This is a genomic window from Vallitalea longa (assembly GCF_027923465.1).
GTDB classification, from domain to species: Bacteria; Bacillota; Clostridia; order Lachnospirales; family Vallitaleaceae; genus Vallitalea; species Vallitalea longa.
This window is the reverse complement of sequence record NZ_BRLB01000012.1, coordinates 85277-103412: the sequence shown is the minus strand read 5'-3', so window position 1 is coordinate 103412 and position 18136 is coordinate 85277. Positions and strand designations below refer to the sequence as shown.

At 30.3% G+C, this 18136-nt stretch carries 17 protein-coding genes, 1 tRNA gene and 1 other annotated feature; of the genes, 1 reads left to right on the top strand and 17 read right to left on the bottom strand.

Annotation, left to right across the window (positions count from 1 at the left end; all coding sequences use genetic code 11):
* Positions 1-12: 12 nt before the first annotated feature.
* The 5 genes from QMG30_RS17000 to QMG30_RS16980 are packed head-to-tail and all read right to left on the bottom strand — an operon-like array spanning position 13 to position 4625.
* A complete protein-coding gene (locus QMG30_RS17000; protein ID WP_281817434.1) occupies positions 13-945 on the bottom strand; it encodes an amidohydrolase family protein in 933 nt (310 codons plus the stop codon).
* Positions 946-965: 20 nt separating this feature from the next.
* Positions 966-1946 carry a ribose-phosphate diphosphokinase gene (locus QMG30_RS16995; protein ID WP_330680769.1) on the bottom strand — a complete coding sequence of 327 codons (981 nt, stop codon included), beginning with the start codon at positions 1944-1946 and terminating at the stop codon, positions 966-968.
* A 43-nt stretch (positions 1947-1989) separates the two neighbouring features.
* Positions 1990-3075 carry a threonine aldolase family protein gene (locus tag QMG30_RS16990; protein WP_281817432.1) on the bottom strand — a complete coding sequence of 362 codons (1086 nt, stop codon included), beginning with the start codon at positions 3073-3075 and terminating at the stop codon, positions 1990-1992.
* Positions 3076-3100: 25 nt separating this feature from the next.
* Positions 3101-3952: an MBL fold metallo-hydrolase gene (locus QMG30_RS16985; protein WP_281817431.1), complete on the bottom strand. Its 852-nt coding sequence runs from the start codon at positions 3950-3952 to the stop codon at positions 3101-3103.
* 22 nt (positions 3953-3974) lie between these two features.
* Complete coding sequence (locus QMG30_RS16980; RefSeq protein ID WP_281817429.1) at positions 3975-4625, bottom strand: class I SAM-dependent methyltransferase; 651 nt, start codon at positions 4623-4625, stop codon at positions 3975-3977.
* Between the two features lie 159 nt (positions 4626-4784).
* Here QMG30_RS16980 and QMG30_RS16975 point away from each other — a divergent pair.
* Positions 4785-4856: transfer RNA gene (locus tag QMG30_RS16975), tRNA-Gly, on the top strand.
* A 219-nt stretch (positions 4857-5075) separates the two neighbouring features.
* Here the strand turns inward: QMG30_RS16975 and QMG30_RS16970 are convergent.
* From QMG30_RS16970 to thrS, 12 genes are all read right to left on the bottom strand, one after another.
* On the bottom strand, positions 5076-5759 hold the full coding sequence (locus QMG30_RS16970; protein ID WP_281817428.1) for a hypothetical protein: 684 nt from the start codon (positions 5757-5759) through the stop codon (positions 5076-5078).
* 581 nt (positions 5760-6340) lie between these two features.
* Positions 6341-7477 carry a M15 family metallopeptidase gene (locus QMG30_RS16965; RefSeq protein WP_281817427.1) on the bottom strand — a complete coding sequence of 379 codons (1137 nt, stop codon included), beginning with the start codon at positions 7475-7477 and terminating at the stop codon, positions 6341-6343.
* A gap of 358 nt (positions 7478-7835) precedes the next feature.
* Positions 7836-8192, bottom strand: a complete 357-nt coding sequence (rplT, locus tag QMG30_RS16960; RefSeq protein ID WP_281817426.1) for a 50S ribosomal protein L20 — start codon at positions 8190-8192, stop codon at positions 7836-7838.
* 30 nt (positions 8193-8222) lie between these two features.
* Positions 8223-8420 (bottom strand): 50S ribosomal protein L35, encoded by a 198-nt coding sequence (gene rpmI, locus QMG30_RS16955; protein WP_281817424.1) that lies wholly within the window; start codon positions 8418-8420, stop codon positions 8223-8225.
* Between the two features lie 27 nt (positions 8421-8447).
* Positions 8448-8942 carry a translation initiation factor IF-3 gene (infC, locus tag QMG30_RS16950; protein ID WP_281817422.1) on the bottom strand — a complete coding sequence of 165 codons (495 nt, stop codon included), beginning with the start codon at positions 8940-8942 and terminating at the stop codon, positions 8448-8450.
* Between the two features lie 59 nt (positions 8943-9001).
* Positions 9002-9134 (bottom strand) — a sequence feature (ribosomal protein L20 leader region).
* Between the two features lie 321 nt (positions 9135-9455).
* Entirely contained in the window at positions 9456-10679 is a 1224-nt protein-coding gene (gene mtnK / locus QMG30_RS16945) for an S-methyl-5-thioribose kinase (protein ID WP_281817419.1), read from the bottom strand.
* Positions 10680-10700: 21 nt separating this feature from the next.
* Complete coding sequence (locus QMG30_RS16940; RefSeq protein WP_281817416.1) at positions 10701-11747, bottom strand: S-methyl-5-thioribose-1-phosphate isomerase; 1047 nt, start codon at positions 11745-11747, stop codon at positions 10701-10703.
* Between the two features lie 130 nt (positions 11748-11877).
* Positions 11878-13194 carry a Na+/H+ antiporter NhaC family protein gene (locus tag QMG30_RS16935; RefSeq protein WP_281817414.1) on the bottom strand — a complete coding sequence of 439 codons (1317 nt, stop codon included), beginning with the start codon at positions 13192-13194 and terminating at the stop codon, positions 11878-11880.
* A gap of 68 nt (positions 13195-13262) precedes the next feature.
* Positions 13263-13910 carry an L-fuculose-phosphate aldolase gene (locus QMG30_RS16930; RefSeq protein ID WP_281817412.1) on the bottom strand — a complete coding sequence of 216 codons (648 nt, stop codon included), beginning with the start codon at positions 13908-13910 and terminating at the stop codon, positions 13263-13265.
* Between the two features lie 60 nt (positions 13911-13970).
* A complete protein-coding gene (locus tag QMG30_RS16925; RefSeq protein WP_281817410.1) occupies positions 13971-15131 on the bottom strand; it encodes an iron-containing alcohol dehydrogenase in 1161 nt (386 codons plus the stop codon).
* A gap of 16 nt (positions 15132-15147) precedes the next feature.
* Complete coding sequence (locus tag QMG30_RS16920; protein WP_281817409.1) at positions 15148-15915, bottom strand: DeoR/GlpR family DNA-binding transcription regulator; 768 nt, start codon at positions 15913-15915, stop codon at positions 15148-15150.
* Between the two features lie 299 nt (positions 15916-16214).
* Positions 16215-18134 carry a threonine--tRNA ligase gene (thrS, locus tag QMG30_RS16915; protein ID WP_281817407.1) on the bottom strand — a complete coding sequence of 640 codons (1920 nt, stop codon included), beginning with the start codon at positions 18132-18134 and terminating at the stop codon, positions 16215-16217.
* Between the last annotated feature and the right edge of the window lie 2 nt (positions 18135-18136).

Genomic DNA, 18136 nt, shown 5'->3' with positions numbered 1-18136 from the left:
GTATAATACTAATCAATAAATAGATAATCCTTTCTCTCTTATTTCATTTAATTCCTCAGCAGATAGAATACCTCTATTATACAGATTCAAATATTCATTGGAAACGCTTTGATTAAAAATAAGCATATCATCAGTATTAATCGTTACAGGTATCCCATAAGAAAATAATTTTACAATTGGATGAGTTTCATAGCTATTCACTCTATTAAGCATAACGTTACTAGTTGGACAAATATTCAACTGAACCTTATTGGCTGCTAACCACTTCATGATTTCAACAGAATTTACTGCATTGATACCATGTTGAACCTGATCCAACTCCAACATATCAACTGCTTTTCTTACTGATTCAGCATCACCAAACTCACCAACATGAGCTTTTAATATCATTCCTTTATTTTTCGCTTTCTTATAAATATTTTTATAATTATCAACTGGTTGTGTATCATCTCCAACTAAATCAATTGCCTTAAAATAATCTAAACTTAAAATCTCATCAAAAATATACTCTTCTGGTTTGATATCATCTGTACGCCCCATAGAAATCTCTGGTATGAATAAGACCTGTGGAAATATTTTTTCTTTGATTTTCTCTATGTTTTCTATATATTCATCAAAACTATTATTAAAATGAATTTTATCTCCTATACCAAAACTTAGTGTCAGAACACTTACCCCATCTTCCTTGGCTTGTAAGAATGCCCCTTCAATTCTTTTAATGAAACCTTGTTTTCCAATACAATGAGGCTTAATATTCATGTTATACCATTCTTGCATTTCATTGAGATCATTAAACTTGATTGGTAACGTTTTAGTTATGTTACTTCCAACTACATAATCGATATTTCCACCTCTAGTAGCATGATTATGCAGATCACTTTTAGAAATTTTCTTTAGACCATCTATATCATTGTTTTGTAAATAACTAATAAATTGTTCCTTCATTTTTAAAATTTAATACCCCCTTAATCTTCTATTTGTATCACTTTCTTTGGAACTTTTTCAAATAGAGGACTGACAGATTCTCTTTTGTGAATTCTATTGATAGTCTCAGCGAATAATGGAGCAACAGATACGATCTTGATTTTTTTACAATCCATAATATATGGGTTATATACAGAATCGGTAGAAATAAGTTTTTCTATTGGGCTATCCTTAAGCTTTGCTACTCCTTTTTCATTTAATAATATATGAGATAAACTTGCATATATTTTCTTTACACCACGTTTTCTAAGCTCATTAGCCAAATCAATCAATGTTCCTCCAGAAATACTAAAATCATCAACAATTAATGCATTTTTACCTTCAACATTACCTACAATTTCAATTATCTTGGCATTCTCATCATGTCCTTCTCTTTCCTTATCTCCAATTGCTACTGGAACACCTAAATACCTTGCTATTTTTCTCGCTTCTTTAGCAAAACCTGAATCTGGTGATACTACAACTAAATCCTCAATATTCAAAGATTTTATATACTCACATAGTATTGGAAGAGCGAATAAATGATCAACAGGTTTCTTAAAAAATCCTTGAATCTGAGGACTATGAAGGTCCATAGTGACTACTCTATCCGCTCCAGCTAATTCAATACATTCTGTACATACCCTTGCACGTATTGATACTCTAGGTTCATCTTTTTTATCACCTTTTGCATAAGAAAAATATGGCATTATAACTGTAACAGAACTTGCACTTGCTCTTTTGAATGCATCAATCCAAAACAGGATTTCTGTAAATTCATCATTAGGATGTAATCCCATAGACTGAACAAGATATACATCTTTATCTCTAACAGTCTCTTCTACTTTTACATACGTATTACCTTCACTGAAAGTAATGACTTTTGATTTTCCCAACTGTGAATCTAGATAATTACATATTTTTATCGCAAAATCTTTACCAGTACTACCTGCAAATACTTTTATTTCACTTTCAGTACCCAACACTATCACTCCTTGATTAATTTATTTTTCTATACCCCTACCTTTACATTATCTTATTGATTTGTGTATTCAACTCATCAAAACATCTATCTAATTTTCCCTTAGGTATTTTTCCATAAGCATCTCCTATACTTATATCAAATACATACCCATCTTCAAGTTCATTAAAATAAGGTGTTATTCCTACATCAACCCTTTTCATAACAGCTATTAACATACTCTCTAAATTTTGAATATTCTTGCTGAAATGAACATTAAACATGTTTGATACAGGTATCTTTGGTATAGTGTATATCTTATTAACACTATTAAAATGTTTAGCTAATTCCATAGACTGCTCATAATATATTTTCATTTTCTCTATTCTTCTTGTCATATAATAATCTGCACTTAAAATATATGGATATAGACTAATTAAATCTCCACCATATCTCCTTTTCCATACCTTTGATTGATTCATAAATTCCTCAGGACCTGCTAATATTGCTCCTGCTACACCACCGATACTTTTATAAAATGAAACATAAACACTATCAAATTCTCTACAGATTTCATTTAATTCTTTCTTATAGTAAGGAGCTGCCTCCCATAATCTTGCACCATCAAGATGTGTTTTTATATTATTTTCCTTACAATAAACAAGTATCTCGCTTAATTCATCCCATGTAGGAAGCTGTCCACCTATACAATTTTGCGGTAATTCTATTAATAATGTAGAAATATCCGTTCCTATTTTCTTCAGGTCATCAATAGTGAATAAACGGTCTTTCTCACCTAAAAGTACTGTTTCTATATTATGGAGTTTCTTTAAACCATCTTGTTCATATATTTCTAAATGACATAATGGATGATAAGCTACTCTATATATTTTCCTTTCATCACACCACATACGTAGAGCGATTTGCTGTGCCATAGTTCCACTGGGGAAAAATACTGCCTTTTCTTTACCAAGAATACGTGCTACTTTATCTTCGAAATCATTAATTATAAATCCTTGTCCATAAAAATCTATCATCCTATCTGGCTCTACCTTATCTATTACAACTTTTAAATCGTTAACAGAACGTGAACCATGGTCACGTAATTTATATTTGGTTTTCTTGTAAGTTTCACTCAATAATTTTGTCATTAGATTCCTCCTAGTTTATAACTAACTATATTTCTAGTTTCATACCATCATAAGCAAATTTGAAATCTATGCCTTTCTTTCTGTAAATCTCTTCGACTTTAATCAAATCATCGTATGACAATTTGTCTAACTCTTCTATATGACTTAGAACTATTTTATCAGCATTTAGATTGTCTACTATGTGTAATGTTTCTAAAAAAGTACATTCCAACTTTAAAGTTGGGGTATCTACAGGTAAGTTTCTTACATTAGTTATAGGATTAAATTCAAATACGCCTGCAGGTAGTACAGCCAAATCAACCTTTCCTAAATCTTTTGGAACTTCCCATCCGATAAGTTCATCCATAATTATTAGCACTCTTTTAGATAGACTTTCAATTAGAAATCCATATACATATTCCTCTTTAAGACGTATTGGCTTAATCACCGCATTATCTATTTTATATTCACTGTTATCCGATAAAATAATAGTTTCAATTATACCTATTTGTTTGAAATACTCAAAATGGTTCCATATACCTAATCGTTCCCTAAATCCTGGCATAACACCTTCAGGTATTAATATTTTAGTACTATTATCTTTAGGAAGATAACTTCTAAAATTATGATTCATCTCAAAAACTCTCCTACCCATAGTATGATCAGGATGCCAATGAGAATATATACAATATTTTATATCTTCAATATTGCTCCTATTTATCTGGTGAACAATATCTTCTGGAGTATCAATCAACAGATTAATGTCATGAATGAAAACACTTGGTCCCATTCTAGAATATGGTACACCTTTAATTCTTGCTTCCTTACAAATATTACAGTTACATAAAGGTCTTGGAATAGGTATTGCACCACCAGAACCTAATAATTCAATAATCATATCTTCACCTCTTTGATTAAAACTAAATACTAAAACTAAAACATTTATTATTCTTATAAATAATGTTTCTATCATCATTTGAATCTTTGTTAAAAAATAGAATTTCATATTTACTTAGCAATCTTTTTATTTCCTCATCAGTATACTGTCTGAATATCATTCCTTTTCTTTTCCCTTCTGTATAAATCATACTACCATCATCTAATGTATCATGCGCAATTGCTTTATCTTCAGCTTCTACCGAATCAAAGCTTATGTAAATAATACCATTTGGCTTAGTAATTCTAGAAAATTCTTTAATAGCAGTTTTTGTGTCCTCATATGTAATATGGTCAAGTACAGAATGTGCAATAATTGCATCAAACATATTATCATTGAATAATATATTTGTTACATTACAATTTTTATAGTTTTTGTAGTCTAAATTGATATTTTCCATAATATCTTTGGTAATTTTAATTGCTCTTTTGGAAATGTCTGACCCATAAACTTCATAATTATTAGCACTTAATATAGCGCTATAAGTACCAAATCCACAGGCAATATCACATACTCTTTTCACATTATATTTTGAAAAATACTTAAGCCACTCATGCTCTTCGTTCAAATCTATATAATTAATGAAATCCTTATAACTTTTAGCTTCCCATATCTTATCCCAAAAATCATCCATATAATAGCATCTCCTAAAATAATCTATCACGATTCTTGAAATATCTCATATAATAATTTTATCATATAATATAAATAAATCTACTAAAAACTATTGACATTTTGGTGATTTCTGATAAAATATATCTTGCGTTAAATTATTACCAAACATAAATTATAAGCGTGAGTGGCTCAGTGGTAGAGCATCGCCTTGCCAAGGCGAGGGTCGCGGGTCCGAATCCCGTCTCGCGCTTTATTCATTTAAAAGAAAACGTCTCATCAATATATCCTTTTGGTGGGATGTTTTTTTATATAGAAAAACATAATCTCTAAATTAGCAATGTCATTAAGTTAAGAAATGTTAAGAAAGAATCCAAGAAAGAAAACAACTTAATTTCTATCTTGGATTCTTTTTTTAAACTAAATGACAATCCCCCAAATATAAAGTATATTTAAGGATATTTATATTTTTTTAGTTTTCGGTTATTAGATATAATGGTTGATATTTTTTGTAATATTTTATGATGTCTCTAGTTCCATCTCCCTCAGCTACGACACTATTTGTGTTAATAACTCTTATCTTTTTTCCATCCTCAAACTCTATAACTGTTACTTCTATGAAAGCGTAAGGTTGTGTAGGTATATAACTATTGCTACCAGCACAAACAGTTCCTGTAATCCTATAATCTTTTTCTTCTAGATTATAAATGGCATTTATTAAATTTCTACCACTAGTATCACTTGGTATAATCTCTTTATTATGTGCATTCTTATAATCAAAAATGGAAGAATTAAATTTTGTTCCAAATAACCCACAGAATAAACGAGATCCAAATCCTTCATAATTAAATGAAATATCTTTTTTAAGAATTGACAATTCTTCTTGAGAAAAGTTAGATATATTTTCTTTTATTAATTCTACAATTTCTTTTTGAGTAACACATTTTACTGGTGTATCTATCTTAAATTCACAAGTAGCACCTCTAGTTATTCTCATACTTGATCTTCCTGCCAATCCATAACCGTTAGAAATCTTAAGAGATTTATATTCTCTAGTTCTATCATCATAATTAGTTTCCTTAGCAAAGATTAATGAAGAGCTTGTAAGTACCATAGAAATTACTAATATTATACTAAAAATTTTTTTTGTTTTCAAATTCAATTCCTCCTATTAGCTATATTTTTTTGTTTATTTTTGTATTTTTTATAATAATTTACTATATACACCTTAATTTGTTTTAAAATTCAATCCTCCCTCATCATTCTTACAGTAAATTATGTTTAATAGTTCGACAAATTATCTAACTTTCTTTACCATTGTCTAACTTTTTAGTAATATAATCCTATTTATAAAACTATATTCAACTACTCGAATAGGCAAAATTCAGTTAATGATTATGGTAAAAATTTCACGTTTATGGACATTGACTTTGCGAAGCAAAATCTCTCCCTGGGCACCTAACAAAAAGTGAATTTTATCCAGAGTACTGATAATATCGAACAATGAATCTCTTGTAGCAAACTATAAAAGATTTTTTCATACCGTAACTTCCTTAAAACACTATATCCAAAGGGCTTGGCCACATCTTTTTACAAATTTGTCAAGTATTTTCTTAAAATATTACATAAAAAAAAAGCTCTGTGTGTTAACACACACAAGAACTCTTTGCTTTTATTAACTTAATAACATTGCCTAAATGAGCTTATTTTAATATAATTTAGTTTTTGGAATATTTATTACATATATTGTTCAAAATACTCTTCATAAGTAATTCCTTTTTCATATATATCTTCAGCAATGTCTTTACCTAAATAACGAATGTGCCATGGTTCGTATTGATATCCTGTTATATCTTCTTTTCCTTTTTCATAACGAATGATAAAACCAAATTTATGAGCATTCTCAGCTAACCATTTTCCTTCTTCCAATTTACCAAATCTTTCTTGTAGTGCATATCCTACACCCGCACATGAAACATCTATCGCTAATCCTGTTTGGTGTTCACTTTGACCTGGCTTAGCACTAATCTTATTGGCTGCTTCATAACCTCTTTTGTTAACATTATAATTGAAGATTGAATTTTGCTTGCTATATGAACGGAATCCAGAAACCCCTACAATCTCTATTCCTTCTTGATTAGCTTCTGCAACAAGTTCTTCTAAAGCATGTGCAGCTGCTTCTCTTAGATATCTTTTTTCATTTTCACCTTCAAATGAAAACTTGATGTCTGGTTTAATTAAATCATCAGGCTTGTAATCACTAGGTAGATTCCTTTCCTTATTGACTAACACATGTATATCTGAAGGGTTTGTTACAATATGCTTTCCTTCATCATCTATCATTATAGTATTATCTTTATTGTTAGCATTATTATTGGTTACAATGTCTTTATTATTATTACTTGTATCTTTAACTGTATTTGTTTCAGCTTTTTGATCTCCTGTTTCACTAACTTCTAAGTTTACAGTTACAGCATCAAACTCATATACAAATTTTATTTTAGCGTTTTCTCCTACCTTGGCATCTTCAGAAACCTTAATATAACCATCTTCAACAGTAAATTTATCATTATTAGATATAACGATTAACTTATCCTCATCAGTTAAATCTTTTAAACTTCCATCTGTCATCAATCCATTAACAGTTATTTTATATTCATCACCAGCTTCTAATGATAAATCATCTTCGGATATCTGTAATTCCTCAATAATATTTTCTTTTTCACTAGAAGTATTTTCTTGTGTTTCACTTTCATTTCCTTGTGCAGAAGTGTCATCTGTATTTTTATTGTCTTTTATTAAGCCAATAGCTAGAACAAACACCAAACACAGAGCCCCTATAATTAATACTATTTTACCAATGTTTTTATACATCCTCATCACCTCTTGTGTTTTGATATAGCCATTTTAACATAGAGGCTTATTTATTACAACATAATATGACATAATAGAAAGTATTGTTACTTTAGTATTTAAAAACCAATTTTTTTCTTGTTGTAATTAACTATTATTCTATATCCGTTTTGTTTTAATTACATTATTTCATTATATATACACAAAACATTACTCAAAAAGGCTTTTACATTAATAAAAATAACTATATGAATTTAATAGAAAGTTAATATTTTTTTAGTTTACAAATTTTACAATAAAATACATTTTTGCAATCAAAAAACTCTCTAAAAATAGAGAGTCTATATTGTTTAATCTTATATTAAATTATATAATCAAATTAATTAACTTTAGCTTTTGCAGTTTCTACTAAGTTAGCAAAACCTTCAGAATCGTTAACTGCCATTTCAGCTAACATTTTTCTATTAATATTAACATCTGCTAATTTAAGACCATACATGAATTTACTATATGATAAACCATGAACTCTAGTTGCTGCATTGATTCTTGCAATCCAAAGTCTTCTGAAATCTCTTTTCTTAAGTTTTCTTCCTGTATATGAATAAACACCTGACTTCATTACCGCTTGTTTAGCAGTTCTGAATTGTTTAGATTTTGCTCCTCTATATCCTTTAGCTAACTTTAAAACTCTTTTACGTCTTTTACGTGTGTGTAAAGCACCTTTAATTCTTGCCATGATTTTTCCCTCCTGTTCGTTTTATATATTTTAAACGTATGGTAATATCTTCTTTATTACTTTTTCATTTGACTTATCCATCATAGCTGCATGTCTTAATGTTCTCTTTTTCTTAGCAGTTTTCTTAGTCAAAATATGTCTTTTGAATGCTTTATTTCTTTTTAATTTACCAGTTCCAGTTTTTGAAAAACGCTTTGCAGCGCCACGATGTGTTTTCATTTTAGGCATAATAATTTCCTCCTTATATAACCGTATTTATCTTTTTTTCGCCATAAACATAACCATACTTCTACCTTCCATTTTTGGATATTTTTCAATATCCGCAATGTCTACTAGACTTTCTGCAAATTTGAGCAATATTTCTCTACCTATTGCAGTATGAGCTAATTCTCTACCTCTAAAGCGCACAGAAACTTTTACTTTATCTCCATTATTTAAGAATTTTTGAGCATGTTTCATCTTAGTATCTATATCGTGTTGTTCAATATTAGGAGATAAACGAACTTCTTTTACACTGATGATGTTCTGTTTCTTCTTTGCTTCTTTTTCACGTTTAGCTTGTTCATATCTATACTTTCCATAATCAATTATTTTACATACTGGTGGTTTTGCCTTAGGAGAAATTTTTACTAAATCCAAGTTCTTTTCTCTTGCAAGTCTTTGAGCATCTCTTGCTGACATTATACCCAGTTGGTTACCTTGATCATCGATTAAACGTACTTCTCTGTCTCGAATTTGCTCATTAATCATTAATTCGCTAATAGTAGTACACCTCCAAAATTTTTTATTTACAATTCGCCTTTATCTTTATACAATAAAAAAAGCGCGTATTTAAATACCCACTCATATACATAACATAATCAATGAACTAACATTTTTTACGTATTATACCCTAGTAGCAAAAAACCCTAAGGTGAGAAGTGGATACTTCTACTTATTTTACTTCTAATTAATTATACAGGTTCATAGACTATATGTCAATAGTTTTTGATATTTTAATTGAAGTTTCAATAAAAGTATTAAATAGTGACAAAAACAAAACTAATGTATATATAGATAATTCTTTTCTAACTTTAACTGGCACTATGATTTCTTGACATAAAAAACCTCCAAAGTAAATCATCTAATTATAATTATTAAGATGTCTACTTTAGAGGTACCATATCATTCTGATATAGAATTCATCTATTTTGTTAATTATATGAATAACATCAAAATATATTTATTATGGCTAAAATCTCAATCCTAGTGGTAATTTAATATTTATACTAGATGTTTTTTTAATATATCTATGAAATCTTTACCATTCTTAATATTATTACGACTAATTATCATTTCTTTTCCAATGTTAATTAATAATCTTTCAGCTTTAACCCGTTTATCAATGTCTTCAATTGTAGTTACATCTGCTACTTTTGAATCGCCAACAACTCTTCTAATTATTTCAAGTCCAGCGCTACCAGCAGAATCAGCTAATACTGAATCTAAATACCATTTTCTATAATAATCTTTTTTAGCCATTTCATCAGTAACAATTTCTTTATATAAATTATTAAATTTATATATAAATAAATCTACGATTTCTTCTATTGTTCTAGATAACCAATCAAGAAATTCTTTTTTATTTAATTCTTCATCTTTATCTACGTCAGCTACATATGCATGAGCCCATGCAAAGAATAAATTACCAATAACATTTCCAACATCATAACCCATAGGTCCATAAAAAGCAAATTCTGGGTCTAGAACTTTTATTCCAGTTTCATTAGCAAATATTGAACCTGAGTGTAAATCTCCATGAACTAGTGCCTGAGCATTATTCATAAAGTTATTCTTCAACTTACCCACTTCGAGGATTAGATTCTCATCATCATATAATACTTCTTTAACAAACTCAAAGTTTTCTTTTAATATAATATTTCTACCTTTGTAATCAATATAAGGCTCTGTGAATACAAGGTCTTCTGATATCTTACATAAATCTTTATTAATATACTCTTTTACTTGATCCTTCTTTTCTCCTGAGTCCATAACCAAGTCTGTTGTTGGTAATAGTGTGTTTACTAAGAAAGTTGTAATATCCTCAGCTAAAGTTTGGAAAGTGTTCCTCTTTAATAGTTCTGTTCTAAGATTATGATATGCAGATACATCTTCCATAGCCAATATACACATTACAGAATCATATTTATATATTTTAGGAACTAAGTTAGGTGCTAATTTTTCTTGTTGCATTAATACCATTGCTTCTATTTTATTTCTATTTACATCTAATGCTCTACCTGATGATCTAAGCACTGTATCAGCATGTTTAATAATAATAGATTTATTTGTATTTTTATCCCATACTTTAAACACATAATTAATATTTCCATCACCAATTTCTTTGGATTGCAACTCAGCGTTATCATCAAAAAAATCAAGTTTTTCTAGTACATACTCAATGGCATCTTGTTCATTCATTCTAAAATGTTTATCAAATTTAGACATTAATATCATCTCCAATTATTATTACCAGTAGTTATCTGTTTCAGTTAAAAAATATCTATTCAAATCATATGGGCTATATATGCCCTTATCAGTTACTACTCCACTTACTAAATATGGTGGCGTTATGTCAAAAGCTGGATAATACGCTTTAACACCCTCTAATGTATTTTTTATCCCTCTGAATTCTAATACTTCTTTTGGATTTCTTTCTTCTATTTTAACCTTATCAATTGTGTCCCTATCAGGAATTCCTGTTACGAAATATGGTACTCCAAAATGTTTTGCCACAATTGCAATCTGCATTGTTCCTACTTTATTAACAATATGTCCACCCATACATATAGAATCAGCAGCTGATGTAAATAAATCTATATTTTTTGTCTGCATAGTAATCGCTGGCATATTATCTGTGATAACTGTTACATCAAATCCTTGATCATGTATTACGCTTGCTGTAAGTCTTGCACCTTGTAAGAAAGGTCTTGTTTCCGGACAAAAGAACTTAACAATTTTATTTCTTCTCTTAGCTTCTTTTAACATCATACCTATTATTGTTTCACCAAAACATTGAGTCATCACTTTACCATTTTGTGGAAACATATCCACTAAATAATTAGCAACTTCACCAATTTTTGAATATCTTCTATTCATTGAATCAACAGTATGTTTGAATATTTCTTCATCAATTCTCTGTGAATTTTCTAAGGCTTTTTTTGCAACTTCTAAACAGCCATTTACAACTAGCGCCATTCTAGAAACTGTTGTAGGTCTTGCATGTGATAGTGTATAAGCTGCATCTTGAAGATAATTCATCTGTTCTTCTTCTTTTAAATCTTTGCATTCATAAGCGGCAAGTGCCATACCCATTCCAGCTGCTGTATAAGGTCCTGCGCTTTGAGTTACCATATCAGCAATTGCCTTAGCTACTTCCTGATGAGATGCACATGTAACAAATCTAACTTCTGTTGGATAAATTCTACGGTCTAATATTTTAACTTTTCCAGATTCATACCAAGCGACATTTTCATATCTTAGCATAAATGCAAGATCTTTATCTATTCTTTCCATTATTGCTCATACCTCCTGCAATACTTACCTTTATATTTTTTTGAATATACCATATATAATATTCACAACACTATATAGGGTATATTCAGATTATATATTTATATAATTATTTATATCTCTAATTCAAATTTTATTTTTTTACTCTTAGCTTTTTATATTTAGGAAATCCAATAATAATAGACAAACTACCCATTATCAACATTAATATTGAATATATTGAATATGGTACTATTTCAACAGGTGAAATATGTCCTAAGCCTGCTGCTAATAATAATTGTCCTCCATATGGGATAATTCCTTGCACTGCTGCAGAAAAAATATCTAGTAAACTAGCTGTTTTTCTAGGATCGATATCATACTCTTCTGATATATCTTTTGCTAATGGACCTGCTGCAAGGATAGAGATTGTATTATTTGTGGTAGCAGCTGTAATTAGTCCTACTAATGCTGCAATTCCAAACTGTCCACCTTTTTTCCCTTTTACTTTAGCGGTAACTTTTTCTAATAAATAGTCAATTCCACCATAGTATTTCATAAGTCCAACTAAACCAGCAACTACAATTGCAATTATAGCTAGGTTTTCCATCCATCCCATACCTCTTTGTAAAACACCTAATAATTCCACACCATTAAAGCTAGAATTAAGCAACCCAATAATTGAACCCACACCAATACCAATTCCCAGTACAGCCATTACATTAAGTCCTATTAGTGCACTAATTATTATCGCTACATAAGGTAAAATATTTACAAATGAATACTCATAACTCTCTAGATTAACTACATTGAAAGGAACCATTGCTAATATTATTAATGTTACTATTACCGCCGGTAAAACAATAAGAATGTTTGATTTGAATTTATCTCTTAACTCCACATTTTGAGTTCTTGTTGCAGCTATTGTAGTATCTGAAATAAATGATAGATTATCACCAAACATTGCACTACCAACAACTGTTGCTAATACTAAAGCCATACTAATATCTGCTTGATTAGCGATACCAACACCAATTGGTGCTAAAGCTGTAATTGTACCCATTGATGTTCCCATTGAAAATGATAAGATACATCCAATGATAAATATTCCTGGTAAGATCATGTTAGCAGGTAGAACTGTTAATCCTAGGTTAACAATTGAGTTTACCGCTCCCATAGCATCAGCTACAGAATAAAAAGCTCCCGCTAGTATGAATATAACAACCATTAAGATTATTGTTTCTTCACCACCAGCTCTTGTAAATATAGCTACTTTGTCTCCAAAGCTTGTTTTACCACCTTTTTTATCCAATAATAAAGCAAAACCCGATGCAAATATAAATGCTACCAACAATGGCATACTACTAAAATCTTTTGTTATAATTCCTGTACCCATAAATAATACCAAGAACACTATTAATGGTAATAATCCTTTAAAATTACTATTACTATTTTCTTTGTTATTGTTCATGTTTAACCTCTCCTTAATGTTTAGTAGTTTTTAGTCAATTTGAATCAATAAATATTATGTAACTTTTTTTATGCTCTCTGTCCATATCCTTTAAACATTTCCAACATTTTATTTACTTCTTGCGTGTCGAGAATTACAGGTTCACCTATAGATTTTGCTCTATAGTATACCTCAGCACATAGTTCAATCTCTTCTGCTTTGCCAAAAGCACTTGGTAAACTTTTAGCACCTACCAATAATCCATGATTAGCTAAGAATACTGCATTTCTGTCTTTCATAGCTTCAAAAGCATTTTGAGCAAGTTCTTCAGTACTATATGTTGCATATTTAGCGCATCTTACATTTTCACCTCCTGATACTCCTATTAGATAATGAGTTGCTGGCAACTCCCAACGAAGACAAGCTAGTATCGTTGAATATACTGAATGAAGATGTACGACTGAATCTATGTCCTTTCTTTCTTTGTAGAAAATTTTATGCATTGAATATTCTGATGAAGGTCTTTTATCACCATATACAACATTATCTTCTAAATCCATAATAACAATATCTTCAGGTTTCATTTCATAGTAATCAATTCCGCTTGGAGTAATTGCCATTAGTCCTTCTTCTCTCATGAAAATACTAAGATTTCCACCTGAACCTTTAGTTAAATTTCTATCAACCATTTTCTTACCATATTCCACTAGTAATTTTCTTTGTTCTTCAAATTTCATTCTATTAATAACCCCTTTCACATCTGTATATTTAAATCTATTCTATGTCTTTTTCAACAATTATTTTGCAATGTTTAATACTTCTATAATATCCTTTTCTTCTAACTGCTTAAATCTCCCAACGAATCCTGCTTCGCCAACTGCCTTTTTAGCCATTTCCTCAAATCTATCTAATGGAATATTAGCTTCTGTTAATGTAGTTTTTAATCCTAGAGATTTAAAGAACTCTTCAACACATTGTATTCCTTCATTAGAAGCTTCTTCTTTATCAGAATTGGTAACTCCAAACACTCTAGTTGCTAATTGATTGAATCTGTCTATATCTTGATCTTTAACGTATTTCATCCATGCTGGATATATAATTGCCATTCCACCACCATGAGTAATATCGTATAAAGCACTAATCTCATGTTCAATTCTATGAGAACCCCAGTCTGAAGCTCTTCCCACATCCATAGTACCATTATGAGCTATTGTTGCTATCCACATGAATTCAGCACAATAATCATAGTTTTTAGGATCTTTTTTTAGTTTTGGTCCTATTTCCAATAATGCTTTCATAGCACCTTCAATCATGTAATCAGTTATAACCACATTTTTAGTAGGTGTAAAATATCTTTCGAATAAATGTGTAAGTGTATCTGCAATTCCACAGGATAACAAATAAGGTGGAATAGTATAACACATTTCTGGATTAAGAATTGCGAATTCAGGCATAATAATTTCTGTGTCAATACCACATTTTAAATTCTCTTCTTCATTAGTAATAATACTACTTTCTGACATTTCAGATCCGGAACCTGGAATAGTAAGTACCACCCCTACTTTTAGAGCTTTTTTTGGAGTAGCTTTTCCTGTGTAGAAATCCCATACATCTCCATCGTATTCAACACCCATAGCTATTGCTTTTGATGAATCTATTGCACTTCCACCACCGATAGCTAAGATGAAATTGATATTTTGTTCTTTACATATCTTAATTCCTTCTTTCACTAGAGATAATCTAGGATTAGGAACTACACCATCCAAAATAACATATTCTATATTATTTTGTTCCAAAGATTTGGTTATTCTATCAAGTATTCCATATTCTTTTAAATAATCTCCACCATAATGTATCAATACCTTTTTACTATATTTGGAAACATGTTTTCCAACTTCATTTTCTCTACCTTTTCCAAAAATAACTCTTGTTGCTATCTTATAATCAAAATTTTGCATGTATTTCACTCCTTAGTTATTCGCAACATACGACTTCTATTTTATGTTTTTTTAGAATTTCAAGATTCTCATCAGACAGTTGTCTATCAACAATTATTACATCTAAATCTTTTATGTTGCATATTTTGTTAACTGCTGGTTTTTCAAACTTTGTATAATCCACTACAAGAAATTTTTTAACTGAATTGGTCAACATTCCTTTTCTAACTCTAGCTTCTAAATTATGATTATCTGTCACACCGAAAAACAAATCTATTGAAGAACAACTAACAAAAGCTTTATCTGCTGAAAGGTTCATTAGACTATCTGTAGTCATATAACCTACATAAGATTTAGTTCTTCTTCTTAGTGTACCTCCTAAACAAATAATTTTTATTAACGAATTATCGGCCAATTCATTTGTTATTTTGATAGAATTAGTTATTACCGTCACTTTTTTCTTGCTTAAGTTTAAGTTTTTTGCTATATAAAGAGCTGTAGTACTACTATCAAGCATAATAGTGTCTCCATCATCTATAAAGCTGACGCTCTTGACACCAATAATTTGCTTTTCTTTTATGTAAATTCGCTCTCTTATCTTAACAGGTACTTCAGTATCCGATGATTCATATAGATAAGCTCCACCACGAACACGCTTAAATTTCATAGTTTTACTCAGTTTTTCTAGATCTCTTCTTATTGTTTCTTCTGATACATCTAACAAATCACTTAACTGGCTTATAACAATACTTCCGTTTTCTTTAAGCAATTCTTCGATTTTTTTCAATCTATCTATAGCTAACATTTTGCATCTCCTTTTGATATATCATAATCCACAAATTTTTCATCTATAGCATAATAATCTTAGCAATAAAGTTAAACCACATTTTCTCACATTTCTTAACTGTTGTTTACATTTTACCACATTATCCAACATTAAGTCAACTACTATATAACATTTTATCTATTATTTTTTAACATGATGTATTAAGACCAATTCTACAAGCATAAAAAGGTCAGCACTTTTACAAAACAAAAAAAAAGGACAGTATTTCTACCATCCGTTTCAATGTAAAATCACAAAATTTTACGCATACCTCTTTATTAATTTTCAACTTCTACAATTTCTTTACTTTCAATCTCTTTTTCGATTCTACCTATGAATTCATCTATAGAAACTGCTCCTTCATCGCCTTTAGCTCTACTTCTAACTGCGACTTTGTTTTCATCTTGCTCTTTTTGACCAACTATAAGAAGATAAGGAACTCTTTCCATTCTTCCTTCTCTAATCTTGTAACCGATTTTTTCAGCTCTTTGGTCAAATTCTACTCTGATTCCTTCAGCTTTCAATCTGTCTACAACTTCACTTGCATATTCATTATATTTATCAGAGATTGGTAATACTTTTACTTGAACTGGTGCAATCCATGTTGGGAAAGCCCCTGCGAATTGCTCAATCAATATACCGATAAATCTTTCAATACTTCCAAGAACAACTCTATGAATCATTACAGGACGATGTTTTTCTCCATCTTTTCCAGTATATTCTAAGTCAAATCTTTCTGGTAATTGGAAGTCAAGCTGGATTGTTCCACACTGCCATGTTCTTCCTATACAGTCTTCAAGATGGAAATCGATCTTAGGACCATAGAATGCTCCATCACCTTCATTAACAACATAGTCAAGACCGTTTTCATCAAGCGCCTGTCTTAGTGCCTCAGTAGCCATTTCCCAATCTTCATCTTTACCCATGCTATCTTCTGGTCTAGTGGATAACTCCATATGGTATTTGAATCCAAATACTTTGTAGACTTCGTCTATCAAATTGATAACTCCAAGGATTTCATCTTTTATCTGCTCAGGTAACATAAATATATGAGCATCATCTTGTGTGAAGTTTCTAACACGCATAAGGCCATGTAATGCTCCAGACATTTCATGTCTATGAACAAGTCCTAACTCACCAATTCTTAGTGGTAGATCTCTGTAAGAGTGCATCTTATTCTTATAAACCAACATACCTCCTGGACAGTTCATAGGTTTTACAGCAAAAACTTGCTCATCTATCTCAGTAGTATACATGTTTTCTCTATAATGATCCCAATGTCCCGAACGAATCCATAAATCTCTATTTAAGATAATAGGTGTTGATATTTCCTCATAACCTGCTCTGTTATGAACTTCTCTCCAATAATCGATTAATGTATTTCTAAGTACCATTCCTTTTGGTAAGAAGAATGGGAAACCAGGTCCATCATCGAACATAGCAAATAATTCAAGCTCTTTTCCTAATTTTCTATGGTCTCTTTTCTTAGCTTCCTCTAGCTTTTGAATATATTCATCAAGTTCAGCCTTTTTATTGAAAGAAGTACCATATATTCTAGATAACATTTTGTTTTTTTCATCACCACGCCAGTAAGCTCCTGCTACAGATAATAATTTAAAAGCCTTTACAGGTTTTGTAGTCATAAGGTGAGGTCCAGCACAAAGGTCTACAAATTCTCCTTGTTCATAGAAAGATATTACAGCATCTTTATCTAAATCTTCAATAAGTTCCACTTTGTAATCTTCGCCTTTTTCTTTCATGAACTTAATTGCTTCTTCTCTAGGCAATTCAAATCTTTTAATTTGAAGATTCTCTTTAGCTATTTTTTTCATTTCTTTCTCAATTGCTTCCAGATCTTCATTTGTAAAAGGTGTTTCCTTGTCAAAGTCATAGTAGTATCCATTTTCGATTGATGGACCTATCGCTAATTTAACTTCTGGGAAAAGTCTTTTTACAGCTTGTGATAGGATATGTGCTGTTGTATGTCTAAAAGCACTTTTACCTGCGTCATCGTTGAATGTCAATATATTGAGGTCAACATCTTTATCTATTACATATCTAAGGTCTACAACCTCTCCATCTACTTCTCCTGCACAAGCTACTCTTGCAAGACCTGCACTAATATCATTGGCTATGTCAATAACTGACATTCCATTTTCATATTCTTTTTTTGAACCATCTTTCAAAGTAATAATCATTA

What these genes read in the sequence shown, in the direction of transcription:
- mtnK (WP_281817419.1), bottom strand. Translation starts at nt 10,679, where the DNA reads ATGTCTAAATTTGATAAACATTTTAGAATGAATGAACAAGATGCCATT.
- QMG30_RS16990 (WP_281817432.1), bottom strand. Translation starts at nt 3,075, where the DNA reads ATGACAAAATTATTGAGTGAAACTTACAAGAAAACCAAATATAAATTA.
- thrS (WP_281817407.1), bottom strand. Translation starts at nt 18,134, where the DNA reads ATGATTATTACTTTGAAAGATGGTTCAAAAAAAGAATATGAAAATGGA.
- QMG30_RS16940 (WP_281817416.1), bottom strand. Translation starts at nt 11,747, where the DNA reads ATGGAAAGAATAGATAAAGATCTTGCATTTATGCTAAGATATGAAAAT.
- QMG30_RS16965 (WP_281817427.1), bottom strand. Translation starts at nt 7,477, where the DNA reads ATGTATAAAAACATTGGTAAAATAGTATTAATTATAGGGGCTCTGTGT.
- QMG30_RS16985 (WP_281817431.1), bottom strand. Translation starts at nt 3,952, where the DNA reads ATGATTATTGAATTATTAGGTTCTGGTGGTGCAATACCTATTCCAAGA.
- QMG30_RS16980 (WP_281817429.1), bottom strand. Translation starts at nt 4,625, where the DNA reads ATGGATGATTTTTGGGATAAGATATGGGAAGCTAAAAGTTATAAGGAT.
- QMG30_RS16930 (WP_281817412.1), bottom strand. Translation starts at nt 13,910, where the DNA reads ATGAAATTTGAAGAACAAAGAAAATTACTAGTGGAATATGGTAAGAAA.
- rpmI (WP_281817424.1), bottom strand. Translation starts at nt 8,420, where the DNA reads ATGCCTAAAATGAAAACACATCGTGGCGCTGCAAAGCGTTTTTCAAAA.
- QMG30_RS16925 (WP_281817410.1), bottom strand. Translation starts at nt 15,131, where the DNA reads ATGCAAAATTTTGATTATAAGATAGCAACAAGAGTTATTTTTGGAAAA.
- QMG30_RS16920 (WP_281817409.1), bottom strand. Translation starts at nt 15,915, where the DNA reads ATGTTAGCTATAGATAGATTGAAAAAAATCGAAGAATTGCTTAAAGAA.
- rplT (WP_281817426.1), bottom strand. Translation starts at nt 8,192, where the DNA reads ATGGCAAGAATTAAAGGTGCTTTACACACACGTAAAAGACGTAAAAGA.
- QMG30_RS17000 (WP_281817434.1), bottom strand. Translation starts at nt 945, where the DNA reads ATGAAGGAACAATTTATTAGTTATTTACAAAACAATGATATAGATGGT.
- QMG30_RS16935 (WP_281817414.1), bottom strand. Translation starts at nt 13,194, where the DNA reads ATGAACAATAACAAAGAAAATAGTAATAGTAATTTTAAAGGATTATTA.
- infC (WP_281817422.1), bottom strand. Translation starts at nt 8,942, where the DNA reads ATGATTAATGAGCAAATTCGAGACAGAGAAGTACGTTTAATCGATGAT.